The organism is Pseudomonas monachiensis, assembly GCF_047345015.1.
In the GTDB taxonomy this organism is placed as follows: Bacteria; Pseudomonadota; Gammaproteobacteria; order Pseudomonadales; family Pseudomonadaceae; genus Aquipseudomonas; species Aquipseudomonas monachiensis.
In genome coordinates this window covers 5,402,848-5,417,485 of sequence record NZ_CP178857.1, presented here as the reverse complement: position 1 = coordinate 5,417,485, position 14,638 = coordinate 5,402,848, and the positions used below count along the sequence as shown (strand labels likewise).

The following is a 14,638-nucleotide window of genomic DNA, read 5'->3' as shown; positions in this document are numbered from 1 at the left end:
CGCGCATTATAGGGAACATGTACCCAGGTTCCTACCGCTGCGCGTCCGATGGCTATGCTATAGTTCGCGCCCTCATTTTTATCCCCCGATGTGTTGCTCGCCTGCCATGACCAAACGTGAAGCTCCAATCTACAAGGTGATTTTCCTCAACCAGGGCCAGGTGTTCGAAATGTATGCCAAGCAGATCTATCAAAGTGATCTGTGGGGCTTTCTGGAAGTGGAAGAGTTCGTCTTTGGCGAGCGCACGCAAATGGTCGTCGATCCGAGCGAAGAAAAGCTCAAGGCTCAGTTCGAAGGCGTGGTACGCAGTTTTGTGCCAATGCATTCGATCGTGCGCATCGATGAAGTCGAGCGTATGGGCACACCAAAAATCAGCGAAGCCCGTGGCGCGGTCGGCAATGTCATGCCGTTTCCGATGCCGATGCCTGAGAAGTAAGTCTCAAGACCGAGTCGCCCCCATCGTCGGAACGCCGCCCGGAGCAAGCTCGCTCCCACAGGGAATTGCGGCGCACACAGGTTTTGTGAGCGCCAGAGATCAAATGTGGGAGCGAGCTTGCTCGCGATGGGGCCAGTCAGATCAACACAGAATCAGGGCAGTGGCGCGAAAGGCGTACGCCCGTCAGCGCTTTGCAATTCCATCAAATATTTACGGAAAATTTGCCCGAGCACCTGGGTCGCAAGCTCCAGTTCTTCGCGGGGCATTTTCTCGGTGACTTCGTCGGCGGTGTCCAGGGCGTCTTCGGCGCCGTTGACCGCTGCCATCTTCAGCAGGATGTACGCCTGAACGTTATTGGCCGGCACGCCTTCGCCGTGGAAGAACATGGTGCCGAGTTTGAATTGTGCCTGGGCGTGGCCTTGCAGCGAGGCTTTTTCGAAATAGCTCAGGGCCTGATTGAGGTCGCGCGGCGTGTTTTTGCCTTCGTAGTAGAACTCACCCAACTCGTATTGCGCTTGCGCATCCCCTTCTTCCGACGCTTTCTGGCAGGCGGCGAGCGCCTGTTCCAGGTCTTGCGGCTGGGTATTGAGGGTGCAGCGACCCATCGCTGGGATTAACAACGAGTTGCCGCCTGCTTGTGCGTGCGTGAGCAGGGGCTGAAGAAGCAACAGGCAGCCCAGTGCAAGGGTGCGGCCGGTGCGGTTCATGGGAATCGACTTACCTCTGAAGGGCGCGCGGACCCATCGAGGGGATCCAATAAGCGCGCATTATGAAATAAGCAGGGCCAACCTTACAAAGTCTTTACTCGTTTTTCTGCTGCGCGGGAAATTTATCGCCCACTTTGCGGGGGATTATTGGCAGACGAGCAGGAAAAATCGTGGGAATGCCGGCGAAAGCTGACGCTGGCAAGGGCCAGCGTCAGCATTTGAGCGTTACTTCAAGGCCGCGAAGGCGCGCTCGGCGGCGTCCAGGGTCAGCTTCAGTTCAGCTTCGCCGTGGGCGATCGAAGTGAAACCGGCTTCGAATGCGCTCGGAGCCAGGTACACGCCACCTTCGAGCATCAGGTGGAAGAAGCGACCGAACAGGGCTGCGTCGCTGGCCATGACGTCATCGAAGGTGACGATGTCGTCGGCACCGCTGAAGTACAGGCCGAACATGCCGCCGGCCTGGGTGGTCACGAACGGAATGCCGGCCGCATCGGCGCGCTGTTGCAGGCCGTCGAGCAGGCGAGTGGTGTAGTCGGTCAGCTCGGCGTGGAAGCCCGGGCGGCTGATCAGGCGCAGGGTGGTCAGGCCGGCTGCCATCGCCAGCGGGTTACCAGACAGGGTGCCGGCCTGGTAGACCGGGCCCAGCGGGGCGATGCGCTGCATGATTTCGCGCTTGCCGCCAAAGCAGCCGACCGGCATGCCGCCACCGATGATCTTGCCGAAGGTGGTCAGGTCTGGCGTCACGCCGTAGTACGCCTGGGCACCGCCGAGGGCGACACGGAAGCCGGTCATGACTTCGTCGAAAATCAGCACCACGCCGTGCTTGTCGCACAGGGTCCGCAGGCCTTCGAGGAAGCCTGGTGCCGGCGGCACGCAGTTCATGTTGCCGGCCACTGGCTCGACGATGATGCAGGCCACGTCCTGGCCGACTTCGGCGAGCATGGTTTCTACCGCGTCGATGTCGTTGAATGGCAGGGTCAGGGTGTGTTTGGCGAATGCCGCCGGTACACCGGCCGAGCTCGGTACGCCTTGGGTCAGTGCGCCGGAGCCGGCCTTGACCAGCAGGCTGTCGGAGTGACCGTGGTAGCAGCCTTCGAACTTGATAATGCTGTCGCGACCGGTGAAGCCGCGGGCCAGGCGAATGGCGCTCATGGTCGCTTCGGTGCCGGAGCTGACCATGCGCACCATTTCCATCGACGGCACGAGGGAGCAGACCAGGTCGGCCATCTGCGTTTCCATCTCGGTCGGGGCGCCGTAGGACAGACCGTGCTCAAGCTGTTTACGCACCGCGTCCAGTACGTCCGGGTGGCTGTGGCCGAGAATCATCGGACCCCAGGAACCGACGTAATCCACATAGCGCTTGTCGTCTTCGTCGGTGACGTAGGCGCCTTCGGCGTGCTTGAAGAACAGCGGCGTGCCGCCGACGCTCTTGAACGCGCGAACCGGCGAGTTCACGCCACCGGGAATGTGTTTCTGGGCATTGGCAAACAGGGTTTCGGAACGAGACATGATCGGGCTCTCAAATCAGATTTAAAGCTTAAATAGAAAACAATTCGTTGAAGGCGCGGGCGCGGCGGGTCACTTCAGCCGTGCTCTCGGCGCCGAACAGGCCATGCACCACCGCCAGCAGATCGACGCCATGGGCCACCAGTGGGGCGGCGTTATCCAGGGTGATACCGCCGATCGCGCAGATCGGCAGGTGCAGCTGTTTGCGGGCCTGGTCGAGCAGGTCGAGGCTGCAGGTCGGTGCACCGGGCTTGGTGTTCGAATTGAAGAAGCGGCCGAAGGCGACATAGCTGGCGCCTTCCCTGGCGGCCTGTTCGGCCAGTTCGAGCTGCGCGTGGCAGGTCGAGCCGATGATCGCCTGGCGCCCGAGCAGTGCACGGGCCGGGGTCAGCGGGCCGTCGGTCTGGCCCAAGTGCACGCCCACGTTCAGGCGTGCCGCCAACTCGGCGTCGTCATTGATGATCAACTGCGTCTTGTAACGTTCGCACAGCCCGCGCAAGGCTTCGGCCTCACGCAGACGGCGGGCTTCGTCGCTGCTCTTGTCGCGGTATTGCAGCAAGGTGACGCCGCCTTCCAGCGCCGCCTCCACGTACTTGAGCAACTTACCGTCCAGCAAATGGCTATCGGTAATGGCGTACAGGCCACGTAGTTTCATCGGAGAAGCCTCACCGCATACGAATAGAAGTTACGAACAGAAATCCAGCGGCAAACGGCGCGGCACGAACTGGCCTTTGCCCAGTTGCTCGGCATCACGCAGGGTGCGCCACGTGTAGTTAAGCGCGGTCTGCACGGCGCTGGCGAGGTTTTCGCCCTGGGCCAGACGACCGGCCAAGGCACTGGCCAGGGTGCAACCGGAACCGTGATAACTGCCCGGCAAACGCTGGCAGGTATAGGTTTCGCGCAGGCCATCGCGGCTATACAGGCGGTTGTGGATTTCGGTTTCGTCGCCGTGGCCGCCGGTGATCAGCAGGTGTTTGACGAACGGCAAGAGTTTTTCAGCGCACTCGTCCGCGGTGCCTTCGGGCAGTTCGGCGAGGATGCGGGCTTCGGGAAGGTTGGGGGTCGCAATGATCGACAAGGGCAGCAGACGCTCGCGCATGGCGTAGCCGACTTCGTCCTTGCCCAGGCGTCCGCCGCCGCCGGCGCGCAGCACCGGATCGCAAACCACCGGCAAATGCGGGTGCGCCGAAAGCAGTTCGACCACGGTGTCGACCATTTCCAGGGAACCGAGCATGCCCAGTTTGACCGCCGCGACTTCGGAGTCGTTGAGCACGGCATTGGCCTGGGCCAATACCCACTCACGGTCAAGGACGCGGAAGTCCGTGACATTGACGGTGTCTTGCACGGTCAGGGCGGTGACGGCCGGAGCCGCATGGCAACCCTGAGCGAGCAGGGCTTCGATATCTGCCTGCAAGCCGGCGCCACCACTTGGGTCGTGGCCGGAGAGACAGAGGACAACGGGGCGAGAGCTGTAGATATTCATGGTGCGCGAGCTTACCACCAAACCTGTTTTCCGGGTGTTGTGGCGGTGTGTTTGGTCGATACATTGTGGCGAAGGGGACAGCACCCTTGCCTGGATGATTTTCCTGCCATTGATAATCGTTCAGTTATGTCGCTGAAATGCCCGTCCTAGAGCCTTTTCAGGAAAAATTTCAATGGTGTTTAATGGCCATCAACGGCTATGCTAGAGTGGATCCAAACCAATAACAGGTGATGCCGGTTTTACGTCTGCTCAAAAGGAATGGGGGGCTTCCTGACAGAACCGGACAGGCCACGCTGGGGCTTCAATGCGCTATTTGCTGATGTTGCTGTTGTGTTTGCCCCTCCTGGCAAACGCCGTCGAGTTCGATGAGTTCACTCAAAGCCTCCCCTTGGGCCGAACCTTGCAGGTCTATGAGGACGCAAGTGGTCAGGCGACCATCGCGGATATCCGTGCGCAAGCGGCGGCCGGCAACTTCAAACCGCACCACAAGGACACGCTCAACGCCGGGTACTCGCGTTCGGTGTTCTGGCTGAAAATCGACCTGCATTACCGTCCGGCCAATCCGGCGGCGCAAAGGACCTGGCTGCTGGAACTGGCCTATCCGCCCCTCGATCGCCTCGATCTCTATTTGCCCGATGCGGCCGGCAACTATCAGTTGGTCAGTCAGACCGGCGATGCCTTGCCCTTCACCAGCCGCGAGATTCGTCAGAACAATTATCTGTTCGACCTGACGTTCAAGCCCGATCAGGCCGAAACCGTATTCATGCGCTTGCAAAGCGAAGGCTCGATCCAGGCGCCGGTCACCTTGTGGTCGAGCACCGCCTACCTCGAGGAGCAGCCCGTGCGCCTTTATGTACTGGGGCTGATCTACGGCGTGTTGCTGGGGATGCTGGTCTACAACCTGTTCATCTACCTCAGCGTGCGCGACACCAGTTACCTCTACTACATCTTCTATATCGCCTCGTTCGGCTTGTATCAGCTGTCGGTAAACGGTGCGGCCGTGCAGTATTTCTGGCCGGACAATCCATGGTGGGCCAACGCCGCAACGCCGTTTTTCATCGGCTGTGCCGGGCTGTTCGGCAGTCAGTTCGCCCGCAGTTTCCTGCAAATGGCAACCCACAGTCGCTGGCTCGACCGCCTGTTGCTGGCGTTGGTTGGCTTCGGTGCGCTGGTGGTCGGCCTGTCATTGATGACCAGCTACGCCTTGGCCTTGCGTCTGGCCACGGCCCTGGCGCTGACGTTCACCGTGGTGATTTTTGCCGCCGGGATCTTTGCCTGGTTGCGCGGCCTGCGGGTGGCGCGGTATTTCATCATTGCCTGGTCGGCGTTTTTGCTCGGCGGCATCGTCAATACGCTGATGGTGCTGGGTTACCTGCCGAACGTGTTCCTGACCATGTACTCCAGCCAGATCGGTTCGGCCATTGAAGTGGCGCTGCTGTCCCTGGCGCTGGCCGACCGCATCAACGCCATGCGCGAGCAGCAGGCTCAGACCCTGTTCGACGCCAGCCAGAAGCTTGAAGTCCTAAACCAGCAACTGGCCCGCAGTAACAAACTCAAGGACGAGTTCCTTGCCACCCTGACCCACGAATTGCGCACGCCCATGAACGGTGTGATCGGTTCGCTGGAACTGATGCAAACGGTCGAAATGGACCCGGAGCTCGAGCAGTACCAGCAGACGGCGTCTGGATCGGCGCGGGACATGATGCGCATGGTCAACGGCATCCTCACCCTCACCGAATTGCAGGCCGGCAAACTCAAGGCCTCGGCCGACACCTTCAGCTTGCGTGGCATGGTCGAGGCACTGCGCACGCAGTTCGAGGGCAATGCGTCGGGCAAGTCGCTGGACTTCAAGGTCGATGTCGCGCCAGGTGTGCCGGATCGTTTGCGCGGCGACAACGTCAAGATCGCGCAGTGCCTGGAATGCCTGCTGGATAACGCCATCAAGTTCACCAAGGTCGGCGGCCTGGCCCTGCGGGTGACCGGCAAGACCGTTGAGCCCGACCGGCTGGCGTTGACCTTTGCGGTGATTGACACGGGCATTGGTTTCACCGATTTGGGGGAGGCCACGATGTATCAACGGTTCTTCCAGCTCGATGGCTCGATGACCCGTGAATACGGCGGCCTGGGTGTTGGCCTGGCGATTTGTCGACAGTTGGTCGAGTTGCTCGGTGGACGCCTGACACACCGCTCCGAGCCAGGACGCGGCAGCCGGTTTCAGCTGGATGTGGAAGTCGGGCTGCCGGTAGTCGAGCGTCCGGTGACGCCATTGATGACCCGGGACTTTCCGCGCCTGCGCTTGCCTCAGGATTGTGCCGTGCTGTTGGTGGATGACAACGACATCAGCCAGTTGGTGATGCGCGGCATGTTGCTCAAGCTGGGCTTTCGCGTACGTACGGCCGACAGCGTCGATGCTGCTCTCGATCTCCTGCAGCGCGAAGTGTTCGACGCGGTGCTGGTCGATTGTCAGTTGCCGCTATTGGGCGGTGAGTCGGTGTGCTGCCGGATCCGCGCGTTACCTGGTTATGCCGAACTGCCGTTGTTCTTGATCGCCCTGAACGGTGACCGTGAGCGCTGCCCGACCGGCGCGGTGATTGATCACTTGAACAAGCCGGTGAAATTCGAGGAATTGCAGGCCGCGCTCTACCGCCGTGTACTTTGTTTGCAGCAGGGCGAAAGCGCCGGAAGTTAGGCGGATATGACACTTTGATCGGCCGAGGGGCGGTGATTAACTGATGTCAGTTGGCCGACCAAAGGAGCCCTGTCATGAACCTGCATCAGTTCGCCGAAACCCACGAAGTCACCAACCAGCCACCGTCACTGGACGGCGCCAACCTGTACCGCATCGACTTGCCGTTGCAGGAGTGGTCGCGGCGGTTCGGGGCCGGTTGGGCCGAATCGCGGATCGACGCCTATGGCGCACTGGCCGGTGGCCCGTTGATGGAAGCCGGGTTCCTGGCCAATCAGAACAAGCCGGTGTTCAACAGCCATGACCGGTTTGGTCATCGCATTGACCTGGTGGAGTTTCACCCGGCTTATCACGAACTGATGCGTACGGCGGTTGAACATGGCTTGACCTCGCTGCCCTGGGCTCATCCGCAGTCCGGCGCCCACGTGGCCCGCGCTTCCATGACTTACCTGCACAGCCAGGCCGAGGCCGGCAGCGGCTGCCCGTTGACCATGACCTTCGCCAGCGTTCCGGCCATGCGCCTGCAACCGGACCTGGCGCAAAAGTGGCTGCCGAAAATCCTCGCCACCGAATACGACCCGCGTAATGTCGCCATGGCCCACAAGGCCGGGGTCACCATCGGCATGGCCATGACCGAGAAGCAGGGCGGCACCGATGTGCGGGCCAATACCACCAAGGCGTATCCGGTGGGTGCCAGCGGTCCGGGCCAGGCCTATGAACTGGTTGGGCACAAATGGTTTTGCTCGGCGCCGATGTGCGACGCCTTCCTGACTCTGGCGCAGACCGACAAGGGCCTGACCTGTTTCCTGTTGCCGCGCCATCGTCCGGACGACACGCGCAATCAGTTCTATATCCAGCGCCTGAAGAACAAGCTCGGCAATTGTTCCAACGCCTCCAGCGAAGTGGAGTTCCGTGGCGCACTGGCGTGGATGGTCGGTGAAGAGGGCCGTGGCGTTCCGACGATCATCGAGATGGTGGCCATGACCCGCTTCGATTGCATGGTCGGCTCCAGTTCACTGATGCGCCAGGCGCTGACCCAGGCCAGCCATCACTGCGCTCATCGTTCGGTTGGCGGCAAGCTGCTCAGCGAACAGCCATTGATGCAGAACGTGCTGGCGGATCTGGCGCTGGAAAGCGAAGCCGCCCTGGCCTTGAGCCTGCGCATGGGCCGGGCGCTGGATCATCTGGACGATTCGCAGGAAGCCAAATTCGCCCGGCTGGTGACGGCGGTGGGCAAGTACTGGATCTGCAAACGGGCGCCGGCGATGATCAACGAAGCGGCCGAATGCATGGGCGGTGCGGGTTATGTCGAAGACAGTATCCTGCCGCGCCTCTACCGCGAGGCGCCGGTGAATTCGACCTGGGAAGGTTCGGGGAACGTGCAGTGCCTCGACGTGCTGCGTGCCCTGTCGAAAGAACCGGGTGTGCTCGATGCACTGTTCAGCGAGTTGGGCGATGGCCATGGCGACAAGCGCCTGGCTGCACACATCAATCAATTGCAGGCGGCCTTCAAGGACACCAGCGACATTCAGTACCGTGCCCGGCAACTGACTGAGGACATTGCCCTGGGGCTGCAGGCGAAGTTGTTGCTGGAAGCCGGGAATGCGGTGGTCAGTGATGCGTTTATTGCCAGTCGACTGAATGGTGGCGGCCGGGTGTACGGCGCATTGCCACGCGGGCTGGATGTGGAAGCGATTGTCGCTCGTTCGACTCCACAAGGCTTCTGATCGGTCAGAAGATCGCAGCCTGCGGCAGCTCCTACGGGTGCACGACGAGCCCTTGTAGGAGCTGCCGCAGGCTGCGATTTTTTTTGGCTGTTCCCGTGAAGCGACGATGCAGGCAAGATGAAGGTCTGCAAGTCAGAACACAGGATGCTGATCGTGACCGAAGCTTTTATTGTCGTTCAAACCGCCGAGCAAGCCGTGGACCGGCTCGCACACTTGCACAATCGTGCAACCACCGCGTTGAGCCAGGCGCTCAAGCGTTACCTCAAGGATCGCGTCGAGCCCGATGCCGAACAGCGCTCGATGTTCCGCTATCCCGAATTGCGCCTGACCTACCACTGCCAGGGCGAAGTCCCGCAGACCACCCGTGCCTACGCCAAGGTTCAGTTGCCTGGCACCTACAGCGTCACCGTCACCCATCCCTCGGCTTTTCGTAAATACCTGCTGGAGCAGCTCGTTCCGTTGATGCACGACTTCACCGTGACTGTGGAAGTCGGTGTCAGCCAGCAGAACATTCCGTATCCGTATGTGGTCGAGCAGGGCGATGAGCTGGCGGGTTCCGGTGTCACTGCCCCCGTGTTGGCGCGGGTGTTCCCGAGCACTGACCTGTCGGCGGCGACCGATGGCATTGCCGATGGTCTGTACGATTGGGAAAACACCGATCCGCTGCCCCTGGCGCTGTTCGATGCCGCGCGGGTGGATTTCTCCCTGCGCCGACTGGTGCATTACACCGGCAGCGACTGGCGGCACGTGCAGCCGTGGATTTTGCTGACCAACTATCACCGCTACGTCGACCAGTTCATCGTCCATGGCCTGGAGCAACTACGCAGCGATCCGCGTTTCGTGCGCATGGTGCTGCCGGGCAACGTGATCATTGAAAAAAGCATGGACCACGGCGAAGCCTCGGCGATTGCCGCCGGGGTGGTCTGGCACCGCTACCAGATGCCGGCCTATCACCTGATCGCCAGCGATGGCCACGGCGTGACCCTGGTCAACATCGGTGTCGGCCCGTCCAACGCCAAGAACATCACCGACCACCTGGCTGTATTGCGTCCGCATTGCTGGCTGATGATCGGTCACTGCGGCGGCCTGCGTCAGTCGCAGACCATTGGCGATTACGTGCTGGCCCACGCCTACATGCGTCGCGACGGCATTCTCGACCGGGTGGTGCCGCCGAACATTCCGATTCCGGCGTTGGCCGAAGTGCAACTCGCGCTTCAGCAGGCGGCGGCCAACGTCACCGGCGAGAAGGGCGACGAACTGAAGAAGCGCCTGCGTACCGGCACCGTGCTGACCTATGACGACCGTAACTGGGAGCTGCGCTGGGCGCAGGAACGGCCGCTGATCAACCTGTCCCGCGCCGTGGCGGTGGACATGGAAAGCGGCACGATTGCCGCGCAGGGTTATCGTTTGCGGGTGCCATACGGCACGTTGCTGTGCGTTTCGGACAAGCCGCTGCACAGCGAAATCAAGCTGCCGGGCTCGGCCAACGCCTTCTATGAGCGCGCGGTCAGCCAGCACCTGAAGATCGGTATCGAGGCGGTGGATCTGTTGCGCACCGAACTCAACTCGCTGCATTCGCGCAAACTGCGCAGCTTCGACGAGCCGCCGTTCCGCTGATTTGTCGATGGTCATTTAACGGTCGGGCTACTAGCATTAGCAGCCCTGACCGTTAGATGTTGTTTTGCCCATGTCGCGTCCATCTCGTCCACCTTCCCGCCGCCCTGGCGCGAAACCCTCTCCTTCAGCCCCGCGCCGTGTCGCCAAGGCACCACCGGCCGAGCCGAAGCTGATCCTGTTTAACAAACCTTTCGATGTGCTGACGCAATTCAGCGACGGCGAAGGGCGCGCGACCCTCAAGGATTACATTGATGTACCGGGAATCTATCCGGCCGGACGGCTGGACCGCGACAGCGAAGGCTTGTTGCTGCTGACCAACGACGGCCAGCTTCAGGCGCGGATCGCCGACCCGAAACACAAGCTGGCCAAGACCTATTGGGTACAGGTCGAGGGCGAGCCGAGCGCCGAGCAGTTGCAGCGCTTGCGTGACGGCGTCGAATTGAATGATGGCATGACCTTGCCCGCCGAGGCGCGGCAACTGGACGAGCCCGAGCTGTGGCCGCGCAATCCGCCGGTGCGTTTTCGTAAAAGCGTGCCGACCAGCTGGCTGGAGTTGGTGATTCGCGAAGGGCGCAACCGACAGGTGCGGCGCATGACCGCTGCGGTCGGGTTGCCGACCTTGCGTCTGGTGCGGGTCAGGATCGGCGACTGGACGATCGAGGGGCTCGATCAGGGCCAGTGGAAGGAAGTGCCGGCGCGCTTATAACGTGCCGGATTCGATCAGGCCGATCACCACGCTCTTGATCACGAACGCCGCCACGCCCAGGCCCAGCACGAAGAACAAAATGAACGAGCCGAAGCGCCCGGCCTTGGACTTCTTCGCCAGATCCCAGACGATGAAACCCATGAAAATGATCAGGATGCTGACCAGTCCGGTCATCATCCATTCTTCGAATACGGCAGGATCCATCGAATATCTCCAGCGCGGGCGTGGCTAAAAGGGCGCGGGGAGTATACGCCTGCGCGGGTTCGCGCTGTATTGACCTGCGTCGGTGTGTCGCAGTCATTCGTCGCCCGGTCTGACAACCGACCTGCTCTTGTAGGAGCTGCCGAAGGCTGCGATCTTTTGATTTTGCTGCTAAGAAAAGATCAAAGGATCGCAGCCTCGTTTCACTCGACAGCTCCTACAGGCGCCTACAGAAGTGCTACTCAGCTACGCAGATGAGTCAAAGGCAGTTCGGTGCTGTTCAAAACCTGATTCAGCACAAAACTCGATCGCACGCTGGTCACGCCTTCAATCCGTGTCAGATGCCCCAGCAACAATTTCTGGTAGTGATCCATGTCCGGCACCACGACCTTGAGTTGATAGTCGGCATCCATCCCGGTCACCAGGCTGCATTCGAGCACTTGGGGCAGGGTGCGGATGGCCGCTTCGAAATTCTCGAAACGCTCCGGCGTGTGACGGTCCATGCCGATCAGCACGTAAGCGGTCAGGCTCAGGCCGAGCATCTTGCGGTCGAGCAGGGCGACCTGGCGGGAAATGTAGCCGTCGTCTTCCAGTTGCTTGACCCGCCGCGAGCACGGCGAAGGCGACAGGCCGATGCGCTCGGCCAGCTCCTGGTTGGAGATGCGTGCGTCGCGCTGCAATTCCGCCAGAATACTCAGGTCGTAACGGTCGAGCTTGCTCATCAAACGGTCCTTTGTCGTAACTATTGCGGAGGATTATGTATCCGGGGTTAAAAATTGCGCAAGTGATGTTTAATTCAGCAATCTTCGCAATCCTCTGCCGGCGCTCCCGGCCTATTCTTATCACCAGAATCACTGCTCGGACAAACAGTCCAGTGCGGCTCGCCGAATCAGGCCCGCCGCGGTCGCCACCCCCACCGGGGATGTGCCGGCCCCCGAGCTACACACTGTCCAGAAGACGGCGTGAGGTGAGCCGACGCCACAAGTGTCGAGCCAGGACGAAGTTCTCTAAGGGGAGGCCGACGGGTCTCCCCTTTTTCTTGCGTGGAATTTGCTGCCGTGAATTAAAGAGCAGGCCTCAATAAATAAGTTGCGTGACTGATAACCTGTCGCAGAACCGGCCACTGCTTTCCCAGTCTTATGTACAGGCCCTTACCCGCAATGAGGAACAGCATGAAATCGCGCATCTGGCGTTTGGCCGGTGTTGGTTTGTTGTGTGTCAGTGTCTCTGCGCAAACGATGGCTGATGAGCAGCAAAATCGTGGTCATGATGGCGGGCAACACGGCCAGGGTGGGCATCAGGGCGATAACCAGGGCCATGGTGGCGGCAACCAGCCACATCCGCAAAACGGCCAGCAGCAGAATCAGCCCCGTGCGCAGAACAACGACAATCGCCAGTACGAGCACAGCGGCCAGGATCAACGTCAGGACAATGACCAGAGGCAGAGCCGCCCAGCACCGGACTACAACAGCCGGGTGCGCTCGCCGCCGCCTCCGCCGCAGATGCCGGCCACTGACATGCCGATCCAGCCACGCCCCGACACCGTGGGCCAGACCCGGGAGCCGCCGCACGGTTACGACCAGAATCAACCGCGTCGCAACGATTACAACAAGCACTGGAATGGCTACATAGGCGCGCCGTCCAATGACACGCATTGGGAGGGGCGTCCGAGTGGGCGCGGCAACGGCTGGGGGCCTGGTCCCAAGTATCGTCCCGGCCAGGTGATCGACCGTTTCCCCGAGCGCGACTACCGCGTGCCTTACCGTGGCATGGATTACTACTATTCCGGTGGCTACTGGTATCGCCCGCTGGGCCCGCGTTACGTGGTGGTGGAGCCACCGCGGGGGATTCGTGTCAGGTACCTGCCTGATTACGCCGAGCAGGTGTGGATCGGTGGGGCGCTGCTGTTCCTGGCGGCAGGTTCCTACTACGCCTATCAGCAAAGCACTCAGGATTACGTCGTGGTCGAACCGCCGGTTGGCCAATCGCAACCTCCAGCCGGCAACAGTGGTTATGACGTGGAGGCCTATCCAGCCAACGGTCAGTCGCCGGAACAGGTCAGCCGGGATGGTTACGAGTGTTATCAATATGCGGTGCAGCAGAGTGGTTTCGATCCACGAACCGCCACCTACCGGCCAGACCCGTCGGTGGTGCAAGCCTACCGACAGGCCCAGGGTGACTGCCTGAGCAGTCGCGGTTATCAGGTGACTTACTGATCCCGGGCGGCTTTTACCACTTCCTGCGGGTCGGCGTGCACCAGCACTTCGGCCCGCGGGTAGGCGGTGTGAATCGCCGCGGCAGCCTGATCGCTGATGCCGTGGGCCACTGACAGCGTCAGTTCCCCCGACAGCTCCAGATGCAACTGCACGAACCACTGGTTGCCGGAGATCCGTGTGCGCAGGTCATGGGCCCCCAACACGCCGGGCACGCTGCACGCCAGTTCCAGCATGTGCTGGCTGACCTCCGGCGGCAGTTCTTCATCCATCAACACCGCAAAGCTTTCCCGGGCGATCTGCACTGCGCTCCAGAGAATGTAGGCAGCGATGCCCAGACCGAACCAGGGGTCGACCTGGTGCAGTCCAAACCCGGCGAACACCAGTGCGATCAGAATGCTGCCGTTGAGCAACAGGTCCGAACGGTAGTGCAGCGAGTCGGCCCGCACGGCGTTGGAGCCCGTGGCCTTGATCACCCGATGTTGCAGCGACAGCAAGGCTAAGGTCAGGACGAGGGAGAAGACAATCACGCCGATACTGATCCACGGCGCGCCGACCGGTTCGGGATGTTTGAGTCGATCATAGGCCTGCAACGCGATCAGTACCGCACTGCCGCCAATGAACAGCGCCTGGGCCATGCCCGCCAATGACTCGGCCTTGCCGTGTCCGTAGCGATGATCGTTGTCGGCGGGGCGCAGGGCGTAATGCACCGCCAGCAGGTTGAGCAATGACGTGACACCGTCGAGTGTCGAGTCGGTGAGCCCGGCGAGCATGCTCACTGAGCCGCTCAGCCACCAGGCGATGGCTTTGGCGACGATCAGGATGCACGCCACCGCCACCGAGGCACGGGTCGCCAGCCGCAGCAGGCGGGCGTGTTCGGAGCTGGAGGTCATAGGGGCCATCGTTCCTTGAAGAGTCCTTTCGTGCGTAGGGATTACGCGGCGGGTTGCAGGCCGAACATCGCCAGTTGTTGAGAGCTGCCTTTACTCTGGATCAGGCGTGGATCGTCCAGCGGGAAGCTGCGGCCCAGTTCGCTTTCCAGAATAGTCTGCAACTTGCGATTATCGACCTTGCCGTCGGGACCGATAGCGTCCTTGAGTTTTTGCGGGTCGACCTGGGCGGTCTTGCCTGGCTCGAAGTAAATCGCGCCGGTGGCGAAGTCCACGGCAAACGCAATCAGGCCGGGGATGATGTAGAACAACAGGCCCACGGCGTCGAGCGCGGCGATGGCCGGGTCGATCTTGCCTTCGATCTGGCCACGTCGATCCGGGTAGAAGATCGACCCGCAGGCGGTCACTTGAGTCAGCAAGGTTGCGACCAGAACACCGCCAATCAGGCGAAAGGGAGCACGCATAT

At 61.2% G+C, this 14,638-nt stretch carries 14 protein-coding genes; 6 read left to right on the top strand and 8 right to left on the bottom strand.

The features are described 5' to 3' along the window. Positions 1-106: 106 nt before the first annotated feature. Entirely contained in the window at positions 107-436 is a 330-nt protein-coding gene (locus tag ACMDB8_RS24330; RefSeq protein WP_056728833.1) for a DUF1820 family protein, read from the top strand. Between the two features lie 152 nt (positions 437-588). Here ACMDB8_RS24330 and ACMDB8_RS24325 read toward each other — a convergent pair whose 3' ends face one another. The 4 genes from ACMDB8_RS24325 to ACMDB8_RS24310 all read right to left on the bottom strand — a co-directional run bounded on the left by ACMDB8_RS24325 (position 589) and on the right by ACMDB8_RS24310 (position 4,132). After that, positions 589-1,143: a tetratricopeptide repeat protein gene (locus tag ACMDB8_RS24325; RefSeq protein ID WP_056728831.1), complete on the bottom strand. Its 555-nt coding sequence runs from the start codon at positions 1,141-1,143 to the stop codon at positions 589-591. Between the two features lie 225 nt (positions 1,144-1,368). Next, positions 1,369-2,652, bottom strand: coding sequence for a glutamate-1-semialdehyde 2,1-aminomutase (gene hemL / locus ACMDB8_RS24320; protein ID WP_056728829.1), 1,284 nt, complete (start codon positions 2,650-2,652; stop codon positions 1,369-1,371). 28 nt (positions 2,653-2,680) lie between these two features. Beyond that, complete coding sequence (gene thiE / locus ACMDB8_RS24315) at positions 2,681-3,304, bottom strand: thiamine phosphate synthase (RefSeq protein WP_056728827.1); 624 nt, start codon at positions 3,302-3,304, stop codon at positions 2,681-2,683. Between the two features lie 30 nt (positions 3,305-3,334). Further along, positions 3,335-4,132 carry a hydroxymethylpyrimidine/phosphomethylpyrimidine kinase gene (locus ACMDB8_RS24310; RefSeq protein WP_008052407.1) on the bottom strand — a complete coding sequence of 266 codons (798 nt, stop codon included), beginning with the start codon at positions 4,130-4,132 and terminating at the stop codon, positions 3,335-3,337. 304 nt (positions 4,133-4,436) lie between these two features. Here ACMDB8_RS24310 and ACMDB8_RS24305 point away from each other — a divergent pair, with 304 nt between their 5' ends. The 4 genes from ACMDB8_RS24305 to ACMDB8_RS24290 all read left to right on the top strand — a co-directional run bounded on the left by ACMDB8_RS24305 (position 4,437) and on the right by ACMDB8_RS24290 (position 10,868). Next, positions 4,437-6,821 (top strand): 7TM diverse intracellular signaling domain-containing protein, encoded by a 2,385-nt coding sequence (locus ACMDB8_RS24305; protein WP_409078819.1) that lies wholly within the window; start codon positions 4,437-4,439, stop codon positions 6,819-6,821. A 74-nt stretch (positions 6,822-6,895) separates the two neighbouring features. Then, complete coding sequence (locus ACMDB8_RS24300; protein ID WP_409078818.1) at positions 6,896-8,545, top strand: acyl-CoA dehydrogenase family protein; 1,650 nt, start codon at positions 6,896-6,898, stop codon at positions 8,543-8,545. Positions 8,546-8,662: 117 nt separating this feature from the next. Beyond that, a complete protein-coding gene (gene amn / locus ACMDB8_RS24295; RefSeq protein WP_177336502.1) occupies positions 8,663-10,162 on the top strand; it encodes an AMP nucleosidase in 1,500 nt (499 codons plus the stop codon). A 70-nt stretch (positions 10,163-10,232) separates the two neighbouring features. Next, complete coding sequence (locus tag ACMDB8_RS24290; protein WP_056728822.1) at positions 10,233-10,868, top strand: pseudouridine synthase; 636 nt, start codon at positions 10,233-10,235, stop codon at positions 10,866-10,868. Here ACMDB8_RS24290 and ACMDB8_RS24285 read toward each other — a convergent pair. Then, positions 10,863-11,072 (bottom strand): DUF2788 domain-containing protein, encoded by a 210-nt coding sequence (locus ACMDB8_RS24285; protein ID WP_007937369.1) that lies wholly within the window; start codon positions 11,070-11,072, stop codon positions 10,863-10,865. The genes ACMDB8_RS24290 and ACMDB8_RS24285 overlap by 6 nt on opposite strands. Positions 11,073-11,311: 239 nt before the next feature. Then, positions 11,312-11,791: an Lrp/AsnC family transcriptional regulator gene (locus ACMDB8_RS24280; protein WP_007937367.1), complete on the bottom strand. Its 480-nt coding sequence runs from the start codon at positions 11,789-11,791 to the stop codon at positions 11,312-11,314. Positions 11,792-12,241: 450 nt separating this feature from the next. Between ACMDB8_RS24280 and ACMDB8_RS24275 the strand changes: the two genes are divergently transcribed. Beyond that, a complete protein-coding gene (locus ACMDB8_RS24275) occupies positions 12,242-13,285 on the top strand; it encodes a DUF6515 family protein (RefSeq protein WP_056728819.1) in 1,044 nt (347 codons plus the stop codon). On the opposite strand, the gene ACMDB8_RS24270 is transcribed toward ACMDB8_RS24275, so the two are convergent. Together ACMDB8_RS24270 and ACMDB8_RS24265 are read right to left on the bottom strand one after the other, a co-directional pair. Further along, positions 13,279-14,175, bottom strand: coding sequence for a cation diffusion facilitator family transporter (locus ACMDB8_RS24270; RefSeq protein WP_409078817.1), 897 nt, complete (start codon positions 14,173-14,175; stop codon positions 13,279-13,281). The two genes, ACMDB8_RS24275 and ACMDB8_RS24270, sit on opposite strands and share 7 nt — an antisense overlap. Positions 14,176-14,216: 41 nt before the next feature. Next, complete coding sequence (locus ACMDB8_RS24265) at positions 14,217-14,636, bottom strand: hypothetical protein (protein ID WP_056728815.1); 420 nt, start codon at positions 14,634-14,636, stop codon at positions 14,217-14,219. Positions 14,637-14,638 lie beyond the last annotated feature (2 nt).